Annotated in this window: 17 protein-coding genes and 2 pseudogenes; 3 read left to right on the top strand and 16 right to left on the bottom strand. The window is 49.2% G+C overall.

Annotation, left to right across the window (positions count from 1 at the left end; translation table 11 throughout):
• Positions 1–132: 132 nt before the first annotated feature.
• The 4 genes from DWX26_RS15785 to DWX26_RS17305 form a co-directional block, all read right to left on the bottom strand.
• On the bottom strand, positions 133–939 hold the full coding sequence (locus DWX26_RS15785) for an ABC transporter permease (RefSeq protein ID WP_055057437.1): 807 nt from the start codon (positions 937–939) through the stop codon (positions 133–135).
• Positions 932–1,852, bottom strand: coding sequence for an ATP-binding cassette domain-containing protein (locus DWX26_RS15780; protein WP_015533989.1), 921 nt, complete (start codon positions 1,850–1,852; stop codon positions 932–934). The genes DWX26_RS15785 and DWX26_RS15780 overlap by 8 nt, the downstream gene beginning before the upstream one ends.
• An 84-nt stretch (positions 1,853–1,936) precedes the next feature.
• Positions 1,937–2,602, bottom strand: coding sequence for a response regulator transcription factor (locus DWX26_RS15775; protein WP_117524133.1), 666 nt, complete (start codon positions 2,600–2,602; stop codon positions 1,937–1,939).
• Positions 2,595–2,774 (bottom strand): helix-turn-helix domain-containing protein, encoded by a 180-nt coding sequence (locus DWX26_RS17305; protein ID WP_015533991.1) that lies wholly within the window; start codon positions 2,772–2,774, stop codon positions 2,595–2,597. The genes DWX26_RS15775 and DWX26_RS17305 overlap by 8 nt, the downstream gene beginning before the upstream one ends.
• A 160-nt stretch (positions 2,775–2,934) precedes the next feature.
• Between DWX26_RS17305 and DWX26_RS15765 the strand changes: the two genes are divergently transcribed.
• The 3 genes from DWX26_RS15765 (at position 2,935) to DWX26_RS15755 (ending at position 5,156) form a co-directional block, all read left to right on the top strand.
• Positions 2,935–3,285, top strand: coding sequence for a helix-turn-helix transcriptional regulator (locus tag DWX26_RS15765; protein ID WP_117524190.1), 351 nt, complete (start codon positions 2,935–2,937; stop codon positions 3,283–3,285).
• Between the two features lie 231 nt (positions 3,286–3,516).
• The gene (locus DWX26_RS15760) at positions 3,517–3,846 is read left to right on the top strand and encodes a plasmid mobilization protein (RefSeq protein ID WP_117524135.1); all 330 of its coding nucleotides are present in this window, start codon (positions 3,517–3,519) and stop codon (positions 3,844–3,846) included.
• Entirely contained in the window at positions 3,807–5,156 is a 1,350-nt protein-coding gene (locus DWX26_RS15755) for a relaxase/mobilization nuclease domain-containing protein (protein WP_117524137.1), read from the top strand. The genes DWX26_RS15760 and DWX26_RS15755 overlap by 40 nt, the downstream gene beginning before the upstream one ends.
• A gap of 182 nt (positions 5,157–5,338) precedes the next feature.
• Here DWX26_RS15755 and DWX26_RS15750 read toward each other — a convergent pair whose 3' ends face one another.
• From DWX26_RS15750 to DWX26_RS15695, 12 genes and pseudogenes are all read right to left on the bottom strand, one after another.
• Entirely contained in the window at positions 5,339–5,704 is a 366-nt protein-coding gene (locus tag DWX26_RS15750) for a cysteine-rich VLP domain-containing protein (RefSeq protein ID WP_117524139.1), read from the bottom strand.
• On the bottom strand, positions 5,701–5,913 hold the full coding sequence (locus DWX26_RS15745; RefSeq protein WP_442857729.1) for a transposon-transfer assisting family protein: 213 nt from the start codon (positions 5,911–5,913) through the stop codon (positions 5,701–5,703). The genes DWX26_RS15750 and DWX26_RS15745 overlap by 4 nt, the downstream gene beginning before the upstream one ends.
• Positions 5,910–8,705 (bottom strand): annotated as a pseudogene (locus tag DWX26_RS15740) (YodL domain-containing protein); the annotation flags it as partial. The pseudogene DWX26_RS15740 and the gene DWX26_RS15745, both read right to left, overlap by 4 nt.
• A 196-nt stretch (positions 8,706–8,901) precedes the next feature.
• Positions 8,902–10,998, bottom strand: a complete 2,097-nt coding sequence (locus DWX26_RS15735) for a DNA topoisomerase 3 (protein WP_117524143.1) — start codon at positions 10,996–10,998, stop codon at positions 8,902–8,904.
• Positions 10,995–11,699, bottom strand: coding sequence for a DUF4366 domain-containing protein (locus DWX26_RS15730; RefSeq protein WP_117524145.1), 705 nt, complete (start codon positions 11,697–11,699; stop codon positions 10,995–10,997). Before DWX26_RS15730 ends, DWX26_RS15735 begins: the two co-directional genes overlap by 4 nt.
• Positions 11,689–11,946, bottom strand: coding sequence for a DUF4315 family protein (locus DWX26_RS15725; protein ID WP_005928569.1), 258 nt, complete (start codon positions 11,944–11,946; stop codon positions 11,689–11,691). Before DWX26_RS15725 ends, DWX26_RS15730 begins: the two co-directional genes overlap by 11 nt.
• Before the next feature lie 34 nt (positions 11,947–11,980).
• Positions 11,981–14,044: a C40 family peptidase gene (locus tag DWX26_RS15720; RefSeq protein WP_118601758.1), complete on the bottom strand. Its 2,064-nt coding sequence runs from the start codon at positions 14,042–14,044 to the stop codon at positions 11,981–11,983.
• A gap of 38 nt (positions 14,045–14,082) precedes the next feature.
• The gene (locus tag DWX26_RS15715) at positions 14,083–14,964 is read right to left on the bottom strand and encodes a DNA-methyltransferase (protein WP_005928563.1); all 882 of its coding nucleotides are present in this window, start codon (positions 14,962–14,964) and stop codon (positions 14,083–14,085) included.
• A complete protein-coding gene (locus DWX26_RS15710; protein WP_118515953.1) occupies positions 14,961–17,390 on the bottom strand; it encodes a VirB4-like conjugal transfer ATPase, CD1110 family in 2,430 nt (809 codons plus the stop codon). The genes DWX26_RS15715 and DWX26_RS15710 overlap by 4 nt, the downstream gene beginning before the upstream one ends.
• A complete protein-coding gene (locus DWX26_RS15705; protein ID WP_035290041.1) occupies positions 17,338–17,748 on the bottom strand; it encodes a PrgI family protein in 411 nt (136 codons plus the stop codon). Before DWX26_RS15705 ends, DWX26_RS15710 begins: the two co-directional genes overlap by 53 nt.
• 21 nt (positions 17,749–17,769) lie before the next feature.
• Entirely contained in the window at positions 17,770–18,639 is an 870-nt protein-coding gene (locus tag DWX26_RS15700; RefSeq protein WP_117524147.1) for a VirB6/TrbL-like conjugal transfer protein, CD1112 family, read from the bottom strand.
• A 16-nt stretch (positions 18,640–18,655) separates the two neighbouring features.
• A pseudogene (locus DWX26_RS15695) lies at positions 18,656–18,739 on the bottom strand (Maff2 family mobile element protein); the annotation flags it as partial.
• Positions 18,740–18,780 lie beyond the last annotated feature (41 nt).

Below are 18,780 nucleotides of genomic sequence, written 5' to 3'. Positions count from 1 at the left end.
GAAATTCGCAGTGTAGTTTTGTGCAATTTTTCAAATTTGCTCATTTATAGTTAATTAAAGAAATTGAAAGGATAATGACCAATGCTATCAGAACAAGAAACATAATCGCCCAACCCATATTCTACCTCCCTTTTACTTGATTTCTTTTCTAATCATAATAAGACCGCCAACAATCAAAAGAGAAATGCACCCTATGAAATAGAATGGTAAATGCTCAATAATACCCATTGTGCGACAAGAGCTGAAATTCATCCAATAGTACATAGGATTTCCATATACAAAAAATTTTAAGGGTATTGAAACCGTCTCCATATCACTCCATAGCATTAAGTAAACAGACGCTCCACTGAATACATATAAGCAGCAAATCCCTGTTACAATCCCTGTATTTTGAATAACGACACATAAAAAAATAGAAATGCTTTCTAATGCTAATAAAACCGTTCCGCAAGCAAGAGCCCATCCCAAAAGGTTTATTACTTCACTCGCAGTTGGAATGTAACCGGATTGTATGATTTCAATAACGAAAAATGTAGCTACAAAAATCAGATACGTTATCAGAGACACCACCAATATTGTAATCGCTTTGGTGTAGTAGAGAATAGTTCGTTTAGTGCCGTATGCAACAGATAATTTGATTGTACCCGTATTATATTCTTTTGTAAAAAATATGGTTGCAAATAAAATGCCAATAATCCAGAAAAAGGCTGTATATGCAAGAGATGAGCGGGCAACAGTTTGAAACGTTGGTATTTCACTAGATAGATAACACTTAGCTTGAAATCCGATTACACTTTCTGTTCCATCTCCGGCTCCAAAAAAAGTCATGTCACCAAGTGCAAAAGAGACCATTATAACCGCCGCACATACGCCTAATATAGTTATCAATATCTTTGAGTGACGCAATTTATAAAATTCAGCTTTAAAATGGTTAATCATTTTGGCACCCTCCTATCAAATTAGTGTAATAAGTTTCAAGACTATCTCCAGATTGTGCTAACTGATAAATCGTAATGTTATTTGCACTTAGCAACGCTGATACTTTTCCGGCATTTTCAACATAATCATATAGATGAATACTTTTGTCTGGCATAACAGAAAAATTTGAAGTATTCAGTTTGCTTTCCAATAAAACACTAGCAGCAGCTACATCATTCACTTGCAACAACAAATGCTTTTTGCAGCGTTTGTCTAACTCTGTAGCGGTAATTTCCTGTAAAAGTTTCCCCTCATGTAAGATACCATATCTATTTGCTAATTGATGAAGTTCCGTGAGAATGTGACTTGAAATCAAAATAGTGATTCCACGTTCTTTATTTAGTCTTTTGAGTAAGTTTCTTAATTCGATAATTCCAGTAGGGTCTAGTCCGTTAATTGGTTCATCTAGTACGAGAAATTCAGGATTCCCAAGCAAAGCGATTGCGAGAGCTAGTCTCTGCCGCATACCCAAAGAGAAATCTTTTGCTTTTTTCTTTCCGGTATCTTTCAAACCAACTAATGCTAAAGCATTATCAATGCAACCTTTTCCTGGAATACCGCGTTGCAAACGTTGTACCTCCAAATTTTCATAGGCTGTCATATCAAGATAAAGAGAAGGGCTCTCAATAATACAGCCAATGCGCTCACGCTGCTTTGCAAGTTTCTTATTGCTTTCACCGAATAAAGCAATTTTGCCAGTAGTAGGTTCTGCCAGTCCGGTTAGTAAACGAATCATTGTTGTTTTACCGGCACCGTTTTCTCCGATAAACCCATAAATATCTCCTTGCATTACAGACATAGATACTTGATTTAGGGCTAGTGTATTGCGATACTTTTTTGTGATGTTGATAGCTTCAAAAACTGTTACGTTCATTTTTTCACAGCTCCTTTCTTGTTATTTAGTATCGCAGACAATTCCTTGAATAATCTAAAGGTAAAGCTAAAGATTATCTAAAGCTCACTTTGCAAATCGGTAACCCAAGCCCCATATGGTCTTAATTCGGCAGCCTTCGCCCTTTAATTTTTTTCGTAAGTTACTTATATGTGTGTTAATGACATCATTATCCCTTGCAAATGGTTCTTGCCAAATACTTTCATAAAGATTTTGCTTAGAAAAAACTTTATCAGGATATTTCGCCAGTAGTTCTACAAGTTGATACTCTTTTGCTGTAAGCACAATAATTTCGTCTGCAACAGTAACTATTTTTGAAGATGTATTAATGGAAAGTTCTCCAAAGGTCAAACAAAGATGGGGAGTATCTTTTTGACTTCTTAGCAAATTGCGTTCAATTCGCGCTAGTAATTCGTCCAAATCAAACGGCTTTGTTAAATAGTCATCAGCACCCAAGCGTAGCAGTTCGACTTTGTTGAATGTTAAACTTTTTGCAGAAACAACAATTACAGGTACATCTGAAAATTTTCTGATATTTCTAATTAATTCATCTCCACTGATAAAAGGAAGCATTAAATCTAAAATAATTAAATCTGGGGATAATTCTTTTATGCGTTCAATCGCATTTGCACCAGTAAGTGTGAAGAAGACTTGATAATTGTACTTTTCCAGATGGTCTTTTATCATAACGCAAATTTCTTTATCATCTTCGATAATTAAAACATTATTCATGTTGAAACTCCTTTCTGCGTCTATCAGTTGGCTTTTCCACGTCTTTTGGTATCAGCCACATACTACCAAATTTTGAAACGCCCGGTATGCGCTCCCCCTCACAAAGTTTCTGCACCCGTCTTTCTGAAATGCCCCATTTGCCCGCTGCTTCTGCACAAGACATATATTCCATAAGCCACCCGTCCTTTCTTCAAAGTTTATCAGTATAATTATATACGGTATGGCGAATAATAGCAAGTGCGGAAATAGGCATTATTTAGGTTCGTTATAGGAAGTATATAGACATATCCAAGAAGAAAGGGGAACAGTAAAATGTAACTGGGTGAATGAATATGGCAAAAAGACCAGTAGAAAAGTACGACTTCAAGGCTTTTGGGCAAGCAATAAAGAACGCGCGGAAAGAGCGCAAAGAGAGCCGCAAGAAAGTAAGCGACGAAATGTATATTTCCCCGCGTTACCTTGCAAACATTGAGAACAACGGGCAGCACCCAAGTTTACAGATTTTCTTTGAGCTTATGCTGCGCTATCATATATCCGTAGACCAGTTTCTTTTAGATACGCAGCCGGAGAAAGACACAAAGCGGCGGCAGCTTGACGCGCTTCTTGATGATATGAGCGATACAGGAATACGGATTGTTACCGCGACGGCGAAAGAAATTGCAGAAGTCGAAAACGAAAACTAAATAGGCTTTAGGAAGCGTTGTAATCTTTTTGAGATTGCAGCGTTTTTCTTTTGTGTAAGTTTGGCAAAACGGGGCTTTCCGTTGTAGTAAGGATTAAGAAAAAACTTTCGTAGCAAGCATAGGAAGCGGGTACCCACTTCCGTATTTTCGCCCTCCTGCGCTGCGGCACGTCGGTTGAAAATGGCTTGTTGGGAAGTGTCCCAAACCCTCGGAATGGAAAGGAGCGAAAGCATGGACGGACGCAAAAGAACGGTACAAATCAAATTCAGAGTAACAGAAGCAGAACGGGATTTAATTCTTGAAAAAATGAAGCTCGTCCCCACCCGGAACATGGCGGCATATCTTAGGAAGATTGCCATTGACGGATACATTATCCAAGTAGACCACACCGACATAAAAGCCATGACAGCGGAGATACAGAAAATCGGTGTCAACGTCAACCAGATTGCAAAGCGCGTAAACAGTACGGGCAGCGTCTACCAAGAGGACATAGAGGAAATAAAGGGGGTGCTTGCGGAGATATGGCGGTTACAAAGATTAAGCCTATTAAAAGCACGTTGAGCAAAGCCCTTGACTATATCCAAAATCCCGATAAGACGGACGGGAAAATGCTTGTGTCCTCTTTTGGCTGCTCCTATGAAACGGCAGACATTGAATTTGAATATACCTTGTCGCAAGCTCTCCAAAAGGGCAACAATTTAGCCTTTCATCTGATACAGTCCTTTGAGCCGGGGGAAGTGGATTATGAAACCGCCCACAAAATCGGAAAGCAGCTTGCCGACGCGGTAACAAAAGGGCAGCATGAGTATGTATTGACGACGCACATTGACAAAGGACACGTCCATAATCACATTATTTTCTGCGCGGTCAATTTTGTAGACCACCACAAGTATAATTCCAATAAGCGTAGTTATTACGGCATACGGAACATGAGCGACAGGCTGTGCCGGGAAAACGGCTTATCCGTCATTGTCCCGAAAAAGGGAAACAAGGGAAAGAGCTATGCAGAGTATCAAGAGGAAAAAACGGGAACCAGTCGGAAAGGCAAGCTGAAAATCGCCGTTGACGCACTCATTCCCCAAGTGTCCAGTTTTGAGGAATTGTTACAACGGCTGCAAGCTGCGGGCTATGAGATAAAGCCGGGAAAATATGTGTCCTGCCGCGCTCCCGGACAGGAACGCTTTACCCGTCTTAAAACCCTCGGCGCAGACTATACAGAGGAAGCCATAAGGGAACGCATAGAGGGCAAACGCGCCCGCGCTGCGAAAGCTCCCCGCGCAGATCGCGGCGGCGTTAGCCTGCTGATTGACATTGAAAACAGTATCAAGGCGGCGCAGAGCAAAGGCTATGAACACTGGGCGAAAATCCACAATCTGAAACAGGCAGCTAAGACCATGAATTTCTTGACGGAGAATAAGATTGAACAGTACGCGGATTTAGTCAGCCGGATTGAGGAAGTGGCGGCAGAAAGCGAACAGGCGGCAGACGTATTAAAGGGCGTTGAAAAGCGGCTTGCAGATATGGCGGTGCTGATGAAGCACGTCGCCACTTATCAAAAGACAAAGCCTGTCTATGACGCATACCGCAAGGCAAAGAACAAAGAGCGATACCGCGCCGGACATGAGCGCGATATTATCCTCCATGAAGCTGCGGCAAAGGCACTCAAAACGGCGGGCATTACAAAGCTCCCCAATCCCGCCACGCTGCAAAAGGAATATGAAGCACTCCAAGCGCAGAAAGAAGCCCTTTACGCCGATTATGGCAAGCTGAAAAAGAAAGTCCGGGAATATGACGTTATCAAGCAGAACATAGACAGCATTTTGCAGACAGGAAAGCAGCCGGAACGGGGCAAGGAAACAGAGCGCGGATAAACAGGCGCAAAAAAAGACAGGACGCGGAAAGCCAGTAATGACCTCCCGCGCCCTGTCTTTTTGTGGGTGCTGATTTTGGTATGTTACGCAGTAGAAAGCTGTTTTTAAGGGAAAAGGTATTCTGTATCGCCTAAGTGATTTTCACGCGCTGCAAGCCCTGTAAATCAAGGCTATTTTCGCCCTTATCGCGTAACAAGGGCGCGTCGTTTTCTCATGCGCTCCGCTGCCTGTCTGTTCGTGATACGCTTGCGGCAGTCCGGGCAGTATTTGACGCTGTTTGACTTTGATACAAAGAACGTGCCGCATACAGTACAACGCTTTTTATCCTCGGTCTTAAAAAGCTCGGCATACAGGAGCTTATCAAGGGGAAGTACGGCAATCCGAAACCATTTGCAAAGCAGCGAATAAGAGATAAGCTGCGGGCATACGCACTCGTCCCCGTCGTCAAGCAAAATACAGTGTCCGTTATCGCAGTTGCAGCACTCCCGGCGCACAAGGGAATTGACTTTCCGGCTCTGGGGCGGCGAAAGCCGCTTAATGCTGCTCATACTTCCTCTGCGGCGTAAATGGTAAGCTCCGCAAATTCTTCCTCGGTCAGCGCGTCCACTTTGGAAAGGGCGCGCTTCGCCAGTTCCCGCATATCCGCGTCCATGTAAGGCAGCGCGGCGTTGATGTTCTCCGTAAGCTGCGCCTTGCTTCCCTCATGGTAAATGCTCAAAAGGTTTGTTTCCTCAACGGTAAATCTGTTCATGCTCATACCTCCAAATCGTGATTTTTTGTTTTCGCTGCGGCTTTCTTCTGTGCCTTTTCCTTATCCGCTTTAAGCTGCGCCCGGATAGAGGGCTTCTTTTCCGGCTTGCCCTTGCCGCGCTCCTTATCGGCTTTGACCGCGTTAGCCAGGTCAACAAGGGAAATCGTTTCTCCCGCCTTAACCTTTGCTTCCAGTTCGTCAACGGTCGGCGTATTGTTGATAATCCCGTCAATCATGTTTTCGTTTTGCTCGGTGGTCTGCTCGGCAGCTTTCAAGGGATTTTCCCGCTGCTCGGCTGCTATGGCAAACGCCCGCGTACCATTTCCCATGACTAAATATTTTCCGTCGTCGGATTGATGGTGAAAGCCATATCCGGCGGCTTCCATTTGTTCGCGGCTCATATCGGTTACATAGAAAGTACCGCGCGGCGTTTTGATTGTTTCGCCTGTTTCCAACTCGTCGGGCGTAAGCTGCTTCTGCTCCTGTAAAAACTCCGGCACATTCTTATAGCCGAAGCTGTCTACATAGTGGGCGGCGTCCTGCCCGTTCTGATGAAGCACCACCACGTCGGAAACGGAAAGGCTGTGTCCCTTAAAGTCTTTGGGGTGGTCGATATTGAAACGGGTATAAATATCTTCAAGGGAAGTCCCCGGCGTAAGCTCTGCGGAATAGACAAGCTCATAGTTCGCCTTATCAACCACATTTCCCGTCGCCTGCAGGCGGTCGTATGGCTCAAAGCGCAAGTCCCGCGTTTCGTCGCCATGCTTTAGCTGATAAATGGAAAAGGTGCCTTTGTCCTGTTCGGCGGTCTTAGCGGTTTCCTGTGCCTTTGCGTAAAGCTCCTTGACCTGTCCCTCGGTCAGTTCGCCGCTTTTGAGTTGCCCCATAAGCTCGCGGCATTTCTGGGGCGTTCCTGTGAAAAGTACCGCGCCCATTTTTGCCCGCCCGTTTTCCTGCGTTACATAGGCTTGCAGCAGATAGGCGTTCTCTTTCCTGTCGCTGTAAGGATTGCGGCGCACCCGGTAAACTGTTTCCGGGATAAAGGCTGCTTTTTCCTGTGCGGAGGCTTCCTGTTTCGGCTGCTCCGGCGCGGCGTTTTCCTCTTTGTCCGGCTGCTCCTGTCCGGCAGTCTGCTCCTTATCCTGCGCCTTTGAAAGCTCCGCTAATGTTTCGTCAATGGAATTGATAATCTCGGCGGCTGCGCTGCGGATTGTTTCAAGGGAGCTTTTCAGTTCGGAAAGCTCGCGGCCGCTGCTCCACCCGGCGACGTACCCAAAGGAATAGTCTGACGTATCAAGCCCGTAGTGTTGGCAGACGGTATAAGCGACGCTTTCCGCTTCGACTTCGCGGGTACGCCTGTCAATATGGGGCTGCTGTTCGTTCTCCGGCGCGTTCAAATCTATATCGTGCAGCTTTGCGTGTGCGATTTCATGTATCGCCGTTTTCAAGGTTTGAATCTCGCTCATGCCCTCGTCAATGGCAATGCGCTTGTCCTCCAAATGGTAGTAACCATGAGAGCTACCCGGTATCTGCTCAAAGCCAATAGGAACGGGGGAAGTCTTTTCAAGGGCAGCGAAAAAATCCCTGTAACGCTCCACGTCGCCCGTCAGTTCATTTACGGCAATGTCGGGAAGCTCGCGCCCCTCGGTCTGCGACACGTCAAAGACAGACACTACCTTATAAGCGGGTATCGTGATTTCCTTTTCCTCCGTAACCGGCTTCCCGTCTTTCCCAATGATAGGCTGCTGCGTGTGGGGGTCGATTTTCTTCATTTCCTGTTTGACTTTGTAAGGCGACGGGGCAATGATTTTAATTCCTTTTTGCCCTTTTATCACGTTTCGCCCAAAATTATTTTTCCATGCGGAAAAGCCCGCAACAAGGGAAGCGTCCGGCTTCTGCATGGCGATAAGCAGCGTATTGTTAAAGCTGTAATTATGAAATTTTGACATGACGCGCAGATATTCCCGGTAACGCTCGCTGTCAAAGAGTTCCGTTATTCCCTGTTCCAGACGGTCGGTAATCTCTTTCAATTTCTCTGCGGGTTTTTCGCTCGTCAGCACAATAGGGATAACCGGGCGCGGCTCCTGCGGCTGCTCTATGGTCTGCACTGTTTTCTGTCCCGGTGCGGCTGCGTCCATTTCTACCTTTGACGGGTCGGGGCGGTGCGGCTGCGGGAAGCTCATAACGCGGTATTCCCTCGGTATGTCGCTTTCTCTGCCGTTGTACCACTCCGTAAAGGTGTTCTTGTTGTTGTAGATATAGCCCTGTTCGGTAAAGCGTCCTCCGTCATTGATAGCAGCGTCCCGCCCGTAATCCTCATACATGAAATACTTTTTTGCTTCTTCGGGCAGTTCTAATTCGTCCAGTTCGTCGATAAGGTAATAGCCGTAATCTTCTTCGTTCTGTACGGTGGGATAAAGCCAGTAGCAGTCAAGATTTTGTGCAAGGTTGATAAGGTCTTTGACACTTCCGGCACGTTCCCCAAGAGCTACCGCCGCCGTAAACTTGTCCCTGTCCTCGTCGCGCTGCATGGCAAGCAGATTGCCTAAGTAGTTCAGTTCGTCAAGCCCTGCGCTCTGGATAACGGGAAGCGGCACGTCAAAGGGCTGCTGCTCGGTGTTTGCAAAGCCGTTGATAAAGAAGTCCTGCGGGTTATCCGCAGTAATGCCGACGCGCTGCATAGCTTCGTGAAGCTGCTCCTTTGTGGTCGGCATGGAAAGCCACACGCCGCCCGGTTCGCTTGTTTCAAAGCGGGTGCGGCTGTCGATAAGAATGGAAAATTGTTCGCTCATGTATTCGCTCCTTTCTGAAATGGCAGCGTAGACGCTGCGCGTTGGTGGTTACGCTCCTAAATACAACGCGCCGCCTGTTCTGCCAAAGATTTTGAAAAATTGCAGAGGGTTTGGGAAACTTCCCAACAAGAAAAATCCCCCGCAATCGTCGGCAGACGAAAACGGGGGATTTACGGAAGTGGGTACCCGCTTCCTATGCTTGCTATTCAAGTTCTTTGTTCTTTGAAATGGTTACTTTGTAATTCACATATTTACCGCCCGTGTCGGCTAAAAGTACCGTTCCGTCGTAGGTTTTGCCCGTTTTCGGAGAGTACAGTTTTTTAACTGTTGCCTTGCCGGATTTAAGAAGTGCTGCGGCAATCTTCGGGGTAAAGGCGGTTTTTCGTTCCTCAAAGAAGCGGTCATTTTTCCACATGGTAAAGCCGCACTCTTTGTTGGAACAGTAGTAGTTTTTCTTTCCCTCATAGACCAGGGACTTGCAGCGGGGACACTTCCCAAGCTCTGTTTTTTCTGTCTTGAAAAGCTCTTGTTTCTCACCCAACACGGAAGCATAGGTTTTTACAAGCTCCTGCGTCATTGCTTCGATACCCTGCATGAAAGCGGCAGGGTCAGCGTTACCCTTTGCAATCTGCGTCAGATTGTTTTCCCATGCAGCCGTAAGCTGCGGAGAAGTTAAGCTGTCCGGCAGGACGCACACAAGGTTTGTGCCGTCTTTGGTAGGAAGTAGCTGCTTGCCCTTGCGCTCGATAAAGCCGCCTTTTACTAACTTTTCAATGACAGCGGCGCGGGTAGCGGGCGTCCCAAGCCCCCGGCGTTCTGCGTCCGGGTCGGTGTCCTCATTCCCAGCGCGTTCCATAGCAGAAAGTAAGGACGCTTCATTGTGGGGCTTCGGCGGCGTCGTTTCATGCTCCGTAACCTTTGCAGCAGGGTTTTCAAAGGTCTGTCCCTCGGTAAAGTCCGGCACATCTAAAACAAGTTCGTTTTCGTCGTCGCTGTCCGGCTTCTTTTTGAGGGTCACCCGGTAAAGCCGTTCCATGTCTTTCCACCCGGCAGCGATTACCGCCTTTCCCTTTGCCGTAAATTCATGGTCGGCGCAGGAGAAAACCGCCGTTACCGCTTCAAAACTGTACGGCTCGGCGGTCGCCATAAGCAGACGCGCCCCGGCAAGGGTAAGGATATTGCGCTCGCTTTCCGGCAGCGCGGTAAGGTCAGCCTTTGCAAGCTCCATAGTGGGAATGATTGCGTGGTGGTCTGATACCTTTTTGCTGTTCAGAACGCGGGAAACTTCCGGCGTAAAGGAAATGCCCGCCATAAAGGGCAGCTTCCCGCATAGCAGCGCGATAATGCCCGTCGCTGTTTCTCCCATGTCATCGGTCAGAAATGCGCTGTCCGTTCTCGGATAGGTCAAGAGCTTCTTTTCATAGAGGGTCTGTGCAAGGTCAAGGGTCTGCTTTGCCGTGTACCCGTAAATACGGTTTGTTTCCCGCTGTAAACTGGTAAGGTCAAAGAGCTTCGGCGGGGCAATGGTTTTCTTTTCTTTCACAAGGGAAGTACAGACAGCCGCCGACGCTTCGCAGGCTGCTTTCAGTTTGCCCGCTTCATCAGCGGCGCAGATCTTCGCGCTTGCCGCTTCTGCGCCGGGGAGCATAAGGCGCACATGATAGTAGGTTTCTTTCTTGAAGTTTGTAATGGCAGCGTCCCGGTCTACAAGCATTTTTAAGGTCGGGGTCTGCACACGTCCCACGTTCAAGGTCTTTCCATACAGGCAGGAGAAAAGGCGGGTCGCATTGATACCGATAAGCCAGTCAGCCTTTGCCCTGCATAGTGCGGAATGATAGAGGGTGTCATACCCGCGCCCGTCCTTCAGATGTTCAAAGCCGCTTCGAATTGCGTCCGTTTCCATAGAGGAAATCCAAAGACGGGTAAAGGGTTTCTTGCAGCCCGCCATTTCATAGACAAATCGGAAAATCAATTCTCCCTCGCGCCCCGCGTCGCAGGCGTTCACGACTTCCGAAACGTCGGCGCGGTGCATGAGGTCTTTCAAGATTTTGAATTGTTTTCCCTTGTCGGCGGCTACGGTGTACTGCCATTCCTGCGGCAGAATGGGTAAGCTGTCATAGCTCCATTTTCTGTACTGCTCCCCATAGGCGGCAGCTTCGGAAAGCTGTACCAAATGCCCGATACACCAAGAAATGATGTACTTGTCATTTTCGATATATCCGTCTTTCTTACCCGTAACGCCAAGGGCGGCGGCAACCGCCGCCCCGACGCTGGGTTTCTCACAAATCACAAGTTTCATTCTTCCTCGTCCTCCTGTTCGGTGTCTGCGATGTCAGTTTCTTCCTCCGGCTCGTCCTCGTCGTATTCGTCAAAATCGAACTCGTCAAGGTCGGTGCTGCCTTTTACGTTCTGCTTCGGTTTCATAAACTTAACGTAGTAGAGGGCTGCGCCGCCGCCAAGAAGTCCCACAACAAGGAAGATGAGAAGCCCGCCCATGCTGTTTTTGGGTTTCTCCGGCTCTGCGGGAGCTTCCGGCTCGGTGTCCTTGCCTGTGCAGTTATTGATAGTTACAGAGCAGACAGGACAGGCGGTGTTGACTTCGCCCGCCTTGCATTTCTCGGTACAGTTGCAGACAGCCGGGGGCTGTTCGGTCTGTTCCTCCCCGATAATCGCCATAAGGTCGCTTTCGTCTACTTGATTTAGGAAGTGGACGGAATTTTCCCCCTCGGCTGCCCGGTCAACGATAATGTAAAAATAGTTGCCGCCTTTGCTTTTCACGACGATAAACTGTTTATCCTCGGCAGCGTCCCCGTCGATGTCGTCCACAAGGGTCATGTTGCCCTCCGGGGTAAGGGGCTGCGGTTCGGTTTCCACGATCACGCCGCTGTCGTCGGTTTCTTCCGTCGTAGGTGTCTGTGCAAAGGCGGTAACAGAAAAGCCGCCCATGAGCATAAGGGCGGCGCAAAGTGCGGTAAGGCTTCTAAGAATTTTATTCTTCATCTGCATTGTCCTCCTGTTCCTCATAGTCTGCGGGCATAGGGGCAATGCCCGGAATACCTCCGCCCGCAAGCATAGCGGTAAGCTCCTGCGGGGTAAGGCGCATAGAGCGCACAAGCTGAACGATTTGCAGATTTTCCGCTTCGGTTTTCTGTGCTTCCAGTCCGCGCAGCCTGTTCTGATACTCCGTGATTTTCTCACGGGTCTTTTGGATTTCCTTGTCAATTCTTTCGATTTTACTCATTGCCATAAAATTTTTCTCCTTTCGATTTTCAAAAAATGTGTCAGTTCCAGTTCATCAGCCCGTACCCTTTGATACAGGCATAGTCAAGGGGATAGCTCTTAATCTTGCAGGCGTCGCCGGAATTGCCCTCCACGGTATAGACGCGGCTTTCGTCCCTGCCGATAACAAGTCCTACATGGTCTGCGCTGCCGTCTAAATCCCAGTCAAAAAAGATAGCGTCGCCGGGGGCAATGTTTTCATAGCCCCGCGCTCCCCATTGTCCGTGAGAAGTAAACCACGGAATACCCTGCGACTGGCAGGCGGCAAAGCGCGGCTCGGAAAGTCCCATTTGCCCGTAGCACCAGGACACGAAACAGGCGCACCATTCCACGCGGGAATTAAAGCCGTACCAGCTCCAATACGGATAGCCGCCCACATTTCCGACTTGCCGTTTTGCAAGGTCAACGATAGCGGTATTGCCGGGGCGCGTTCCGTTTACAAAGTCCACGCCGCTTAAATCTTCCGACGCGGAAGTGTCGGGAGAGCCGCCGCCAAAGATAAGGGGCTTGTTCCCGCTTGTCTGTAAGTACACCCGGTACATTTCCAGTTGTTCCGGGGTCAGATTGTTTTCCGCAATGGTGGATAGTGGGGTATTCGTCAGCTTGACGTTCAAGATGTAATACTCATAAGGCACTTGTACCGTGTAGGTGTCCGTATGCTCGTTGCCGTCCTCATCTGTCCATGTGTCGGTGCGTTCTTCCTCCCGGTAGCGTATTTCCACTTCCTCGGTCAGCGTCAGCTTGTATTGTTGATTGAAAATCCGCTGTAATTCGCTCTGTACCTCGGCGCAGGTGTAGCTTTGGTATTTTGCGGTCAGATAAGACGCTAATTCATGGGGATTGTGTCCGATATTTGCAAGGTCATAGCGGTACTCGTCATAGCCCGGATTGTCGCGCTCGATATTGTCAATCCTGCTTTGCAGCTCGTTTTCCAATCCTGCGTAGCTGTTTTCCACTTCCACAAGGTCGCTGTCCTCGGACGTATAGGACGTTCCAAGCACGCCGTTTAACGTGCCGGAAAACATTGCCCCACAAGAGGACAGCCCGGACATAACCATGATAAAGAGCAGTAGCACCCCGACAGCGATTGCCACACCCGCCGGGTGCCTTGCCACAAATGCTGCGGTCTGCTTCGTTTTCTCGGCGGCTTTGGCTGCCGCCTTGCGGGTGCGTTCTGCCGCGCCCTTGATACCCTTTGCGGTATTGCGGGCTTCCTTTGCATACTGCCGCTTGATTTTCTGCTTCTGCCAAAACCGGGAAATGGGGTTACTGGTTAGCTGCGGGTTCTCATGCAGGGTCTTGTGATACTGAAAGTCCATATTTGCCCGAAAAGCCGCTTTTTCTGCCTTTGCCGCTTCCCGGTAGGGTTTCAGCTTATGGTTGCGGTAGCCCTGCTTGATTTTCCGCGCCCCGTACTTCAATCCCCGTTCTGCGGCTTCCTCGCTCTTGTGTGCGCCCTCCACGCCGGAATTATCCTTTTCGACAGAATGGATTTTGTTATGTACCAAAATCCCGGCTTCCTGTGTGGGGCGGGATAGCGGGTTGTGCTTCTCCTTAAATCCGGGCGGCTTGTCCTTTTCCTCAAAGTGCAGGCGGGTCTTGCCTTTCCCGGTGGTTTCGTCAAAGGTGCGCTCTTTTACCAGTTTCTTTTCTTTGGGGATAGCTGCCTTTGCCTTATCCAAGCGGTCGGCGGCTTTATCGGATTTCTTGATATACTTTTCAAGCTCCGGGGCAGCGCGTTCCTCGTCGGTAAATTGCAGCCGGGAAGATTTCGTCCCGGCGGTAGCTTCTGCCTGTGCTTTTCGTACTGCCTTTTTACTGGCTTTTCGTGTATGGGCGTCGTCGATATGCTTCATGACGCGCTCCGTTTTGCCTGTGTCCGCTTTGGGGGCAGCTCCCGGCACATGGGGAAGCGGGCTTGTATCAGATACCGGGGGAAGCTGCATAGCGTCCTGTGCCGCCTGTTGTTCCGGGGTCTTTTGTAAATCCGCGTCCCGTATGCGGTTGCTGATACGTTCCGTGTCTCCCGTGGTCTGATTTTCTGCGATAGCCCCGTCGCGGGTCATTTTCTGCGTGATTTTATCGCGGGGCTTTAATGGGTCTTTCAAGTGTTACCACCTCCAATCCGCGCCCCTGCAAGGGCGCAATACTCGGCGTTCAGTTCAATGCCGATATAGCGGCGGTCAAGGCTTTGCGCTGCAAGCCCGGTGGTGCCGCTTCCAAAGAACGGGTCTATCACAACGCCGCCTTTCGGACAGCCCGCAAGTATGCACGTTTCCGCGAGCTTCGGGGGATAGGCGGCAAAATGCCCGCCCTTGTACGGTACGGTATTGATAAGCCAAACGTCCCGCTTGTTTCTTGTGGTCGGCATAAGGGCGTCGTCATAATAGCTGCCGCTGCGGGGCTGATTGATACCCTGTACCTTGCCCTGTCCTGGTACTTCCTCGGCGTATTTGTGTCCTGCGCTGCGCCCTTGCCTGTAGCGCGCAGCCGTTCCCGGCGCGATCGGCTCTGCAATGGCGGCAGCGTCATAGTAATATTTCTTTGATTTCGTCAGTAAAAAGATATGCTCATAGCAGCGGCTCGGTCGGTCGCGGCAGCTTTCCGGCATAGGGTTTTCTTTCAGCCAGATAATATCGCTGCGTAAATACCACCCGTCAGAGCGCAGGGCAAAGGCAAGAAGCCACGGAATACCGATTAAATCCTTTTGCTTGCAGCCCGCTTTCATGCCGCTGCCGCAGTATGTGTCTGCGATATTCAGCCAAAATGTCCCGTCGTCTTTGAGTACCCGGCGCAGCTCCCGGAACACTTCCACAAGCCGCCCGATATACTGCTCCGGCGTGTCCTCACGTCCAATCTGCGCGTCAAGCCCGTAGTCCCTTAGTCCATAGTAAGGCGGGCTTGTGACGCAGCAGTTCACGCTTTCGCTCGGAAGCTCCCGCAGGGCATAGAGGGCGTCGCGGTTGATGATTACGTCTGTTTTCATGGCTTGCTCACTTCCTCCGGCTTTGTCGTAAGCAGACAGTAAAGCTCGGTGTCCGTCGGGAAGCGGTCAATGAACGGCAGCACCACATTCCCGTAAAAGATAAGCCCCTCGCCCGCTTCGGTGTGGGTTACATACTTCATCTGCTGCGGGGAGATGTTAAGCTGCTTTGCAAGGATAGCCCGGTCGCCCTGTGCCTGATTGAGCATGAGGACAAAATCGGAGTTTTCAAAGATATTCTCGACTTCGCGGCTGCTTAAAAGGTCTTTGACGTTCTGTGTGATAGCCGTCGGTATGCCGCCCCATTTACGAAAACGCTTCCAAATCTCCACAGAATAGGCTGCGGTCTGTTCCTCTTTCAAAAGCAAATGAAATTCGTCCATATAGTAACGGGTTGCCTTTTTCTCGGCGCGGTTGACGGTCACGCGGTTCCACACCTGGTCTTGCACAATGAGCATACCTAATTTTTTGAGCTGCTTTCCAAGCTGCTTAATATCAAAGCAGACAAGACGGTTTGAAAGCTCCACGTTGGTACGGTGGTTAAAGACGTTCAGAGAGCCGGAAACATAAAGCTCCAATGCCGCCGCAATGCGGGCAGCTTCCGGCTCCGGCTGTTTCAGCAGTTCGTTGTAGAGGTCGCCCAAAATCGGCATTTTTGCCGGGTCGGGGTCTGCAAGGAAAGGTCGGTACACATTCCTAACGGCGCGGTCAATGACGGTCTTTTCCACGGGCTGCAAGCCCTCTTTGCCGCCGATAACAAGCTCGCAGAGGGAAAGGATAAAGTCGGATTTCAAGGCAAGCGGGTTGTCGTCCTCGGAGTAGTTGAGGTTAATATCCATAGGGTTCACATACTGGGGCTTGCCGTCCATGCCTTTTCCGGCAGGCGACAGACGTATCACTTGCCCGCCCAAACGCTGCACAAGGGAAAAATATTCTGCTTCCGGGTCGCAGATAATAATATCGTCGTCGGTAATGAGAAAGGCGTTTGTCATTTCCCGTTTTGCCGCAAAGGATTTACCGCTTCCCGGTGTTCCAAGAATAAGCCCGTTGGGATTTTTCAGTTGCTTGCGGTCGCAGAGTATCATGTTGTTACTAAGGGCATTTAAGCCGTAGTAAAGGGCTGCACCCCTTTGGAAAAGCTCCTGCGTGATGAACGGGATAAAAATAGCGGTGCTACTGGTCGTAAGCCCTCTTTGAATGGGGATAAGGTTCTCCCCAAGAGGAATAGAGGACATAAAGCCCGCTTCCTGCAAATAGTCAAGGCGGGTCAGAGCGCAGTTGTTTTTCTGTGCAAAGCCCGCCGTAGCAAATACGTCATTATCTAGTTTCCGTTTTGTGTCTGCCATGTTTACCACAAGGAACGTCAGCAGAAACATTCGCTCGTTGCGGCTCTGTAAATCCTGCAACAGATTTTTTGCTTCGCTGCCGAAAGTAGCAAGGTCGGACGGAATTATATCCATGTCATACCCGCTGCGTACCGCTTTTTTCTGTTCCTCAATCTTCATCTTGTCGAGGTCGGTTATCTTGCGCTTGATAGTCTTGATTGCTTCGCTCTGGTCGATACTGCGGATATGCATATTGACGATTATCCCGTTTTCAAGGTCGAGAATGTCCGAAAGCATACGGTCATTCAGCTCCGGCGCAAGGATTTCAAGGAACGATACCGCACCAAGTTTTCGCCCCATGCGGAACGTGCGCCCGTCGCCAAAACGGAACGAGGACGGGGCGATAAAGTCCTTTGTAGAAAGCCCCGACGGCACAAGCCAGTCCCAAGAGAAGCGGAACGGCTCGCCCTCCGGGTGGAAAATCCCATGCAGGACGTTCAAGCGTTCCTGTCCGTTCATGGGGCGGGCGGTTACACCAAGCACCTTAAAATTATTCAGTACATCGGTTTCGATACGGGAAAGGCGGGCTTTTGCCGCCGCAAGATTGTCCGCTTCAATGGAAAAGGTAATGTACTTGCACTTTTCCAGTCCGTTGTTGCCTTTTTCAAGCTGATTTTTCAGCATATCCGCGTACTCCCTGCGGATAGAGTTAAAAGCGTCGTCCTGTGCCGGAATTTCGATAGCCGCCTGTGCCTTTTCCTTTCTTGCGCCCTGATTGATGAAAGAGAGCTGCACCGAAACGGAAGCGTCAAAGTAGTTGAGAAAATCGCACCAGTTTTCAAAAATGGCGGTCTTATCATCTGCCTGTGCAAGCTGATAGTTAATATCTTCAAAGACAAGGCTTTTACTGTATTTCTTTTCCGTTACCCTGCAAATCCCGTCCGGGTACATCTGCAAGTAGGGAATGGTCTGCTGCGCGGTGTGGGGCTTCCCGTCGCCCTTTGCCGCCTGTATCACGGCGGCGATTTCTTTCTTTTCTGCGCGGGTCAGCTTACGCTTCACGGGATTTTTTACCGCGCGGGTCATGGTTTTTCGTTCTGCCATTGACAATAGCCGATACCTCCTTTTCCAGTTTTCGTTGTTTTTCTATGACGGCATAAAAATTTTCCGTCTGATAGGGGCGTTCCTTTGGTCGGATAAACTTTGTCTGAATGACGTTCTTTATCACGACTTCAAGGGGCTGCCCGTGTTTTTCATACATTGCCAAGAGGAAGCAGGGAAGCATAACGACAATCATTGCAAATGCCGCCATGCTTGTTCCCGCGCTGTCTTTGAGCAAAAAGAAAAGCGGTAGTCCCATAGCGAGGGCTGCCGCAAAACATATAATCTGCCGCTTTGTCAGATTAAAAGCGACTTTTGTTTTGATTTTTGATAAGTCTTTGGGTACGGGTACATACGCCAAGTGAAAACCTCCTTTCGGTCTTTAATGGGCGTTAAAGATTGACTTCGCAAGTGTGCCTGTTTTGAATAGGGAGAAGCACAAAATCACGGTGTAGGCTGCAAGGGAGAAAATCGCGCTGTGCAGGTTGTCCGCTACAATCATGCTGCCAACCAAAACCGCATAAATGCCGACGCATATCATTATGAGGAAGCCTTGAAAACCGAGGGCGAACAGGGCTTTTAAGTAGTTGTTGCCTATCTGCCCCCACTCTCTGTTGGTCATAGTTGCAAACGGGATAGGCGATACCGAACAGTAAAGGTAAATTTCTATCATTCTGCCGTACAGGATAACCGTGATAAGCACCGACATGATTTTCATGCAAAGGCTCACAAGGCTTGTTTCCATAACGAGCATAAGCAGTTCGGGGATTTCCATAGCGTCAAGTCCGGCTTGCATGGACGAGAGGGCGGCGTCAACGTCGATATTCGTATCGCCGCCGATCACGCCCGCCGCGCCGGAAACAACGTGCTGCGCCATATCGAACACCGCCATAGTGATAGTAAAGGTGTGGGTAACGAGATACACCGCTACCCACGCCTTGAAAAACCACTTAAAGAACATGAACGTGTCAATATCGTGCATATTGTTCTTTTCCGTTACCATGCTGATAAGCTCCACGCATAGAACGTAGGTAATAACAAGCCCCGCAATGGGTACAATCACATTTTCCGACAAGCTCTGTATCATGGAAAATATGCCTGCGTTCCACCCCTGCGGGGTTTGTCCTACCTCTGCGGCGATAGTTCCGACTTTTTCGTTTACGTCCCCGAACATAGTTGACAGATTACCGTTAATGGCTCCAATGAGGATTTCCTTTATCCATTCGTTAATCGCGTCAAGTATGCTCTGCATAGGCTAACCCCGCCGCTTAACCGAACAGTCCGGCAAGCAGAGGTACGAGGGTGCCGCCGATAAGGGCAACGCCGCCGCCCGCCATGAGCTGTTTTATCCCCAATTAGGTGTAAAACTCTGCTCGATGGCGGGCGGCGGCGT

This window comes from Blautia sp. AF19-1 (assembly GCF_003479155.1).
Taxonomy (GTDB): domain Bacteria; phylum Bacillota; class Clostridia; order Lachnospirales; family Lachnospiraceae; genus Fusicatenibacter; species Fusicatenibacter saccharivorans.
This window is presented reverse-complemented; position numbering and strand designations above follow the sequence as displayed.

Coding starts and splice junctions, on each gene's coding strand:
- DWX26_RS15785 (WP_055057437.1), bottom strand. CDS start 939: ATGATTAACCATTTTAAAGCTGAATTTTATAAATTGCGTCACTCAAAG.
- DWX26_RS15765 (WP_117524190.1), top strand. CDS start 2,935: ATGGCAAAAAGACCAGTAGAAAAGTACGACTTCAAGGCTTTTGGGCAA.
- DWX26_RS15750 (WP_117524139.1), bottom strand. CDS start 5,704: ATGAGCAGCATTAAGCGGCTTTCGCCGCCCCAGAGCCGGAAAGTCAAT.
- DWX26_RS15715 (WP_005928563.1), bottom strand. CDS start 14,964: ATGAAAACAGACGTAATCATCAACCGCGACGCCCTCTATGCCCTGCGG.
- DWX26_RS15760 (WP_117524135.1), top strand. CDS start 3,517: ATGGACGGACGCAAAAGAACGGTACAAATCAAATTCAGAGTAACAGAA.
- DWX26_RS15720 (WP_118601758.1), bottom strand. CDS start 14,044: ATGACCCGCGACGGGGCTATCGCAGAAAATCAGACCACGGGAGACACG.
- DWX26_RS15725 (WP_005928569.1), bottom strand. CDS start 11,946: ATGGCAATGAGTAAAATCGAAAGAATTGACAAGGAAATCCAAAAGACC.
- DWX26_RS17305 (WP_015533991.1), bottom strand. CDS start 2,774: ATGGAATATATGTCTTGTGCAGAAGCAGCGGGCAAATGGGGCATTTCA.
- DWX26_RS15745 (WP_442857729.1), bottom strand. CDS start 5,913: ATGAGCATGAACAGATTTACCGTTGAGGAAACAAACCTTTTGAGCATT.
- DWX26_RS15755 (WP_117524137.1), top strand. CDS start 3,807: ATGGCGGTTACAAAGATTAAGCCTATTAAAAGCACGTTGAGCAAAGCC.
- DWX26_RS15735 (WP_117524143.1), bottom strand. CDS start 10,998: ATGAAACTTGTGATTTGTGAGAAACCCAGCGTCGGGGCGGCGGTTGCC.
- DWX26_RS15710 (WP_118515953.1), bottom strand. CDS start 17,390: ATGGCAGAACGAAAAACCATGACCCGCGCGGTAAAAAATCCCGTGAAG.
- DWX26_RS15775 (WP_117524133.1), bottom strand. CDS start 2,602: ATGAATAATGTTTTAATTATCGAAGATGATAAAGAAATTTGCGTTATG.
- DWX26_RS15780 (WP_015533989.1), bottom strand. CDS start 1,852: ATGAACGTAACAGTTTTTGAAGCTATCAACATCACAAAAAAGTATCGC.
- DWX26_RS15730 (WP_117524145.1), bottom strand. CDS start 11,699: ATGAAGAATAAAATTCTTAGAAGCCTTACCGCACTTTGCGCCGCCCTT.
- DWX26_RS15700 (WP_117524147.1), bottom strand. CDS start 18,639: ATGCAGAGCATACTTGACGCGATTAACGAATGGATAAAGGAAATCCTC.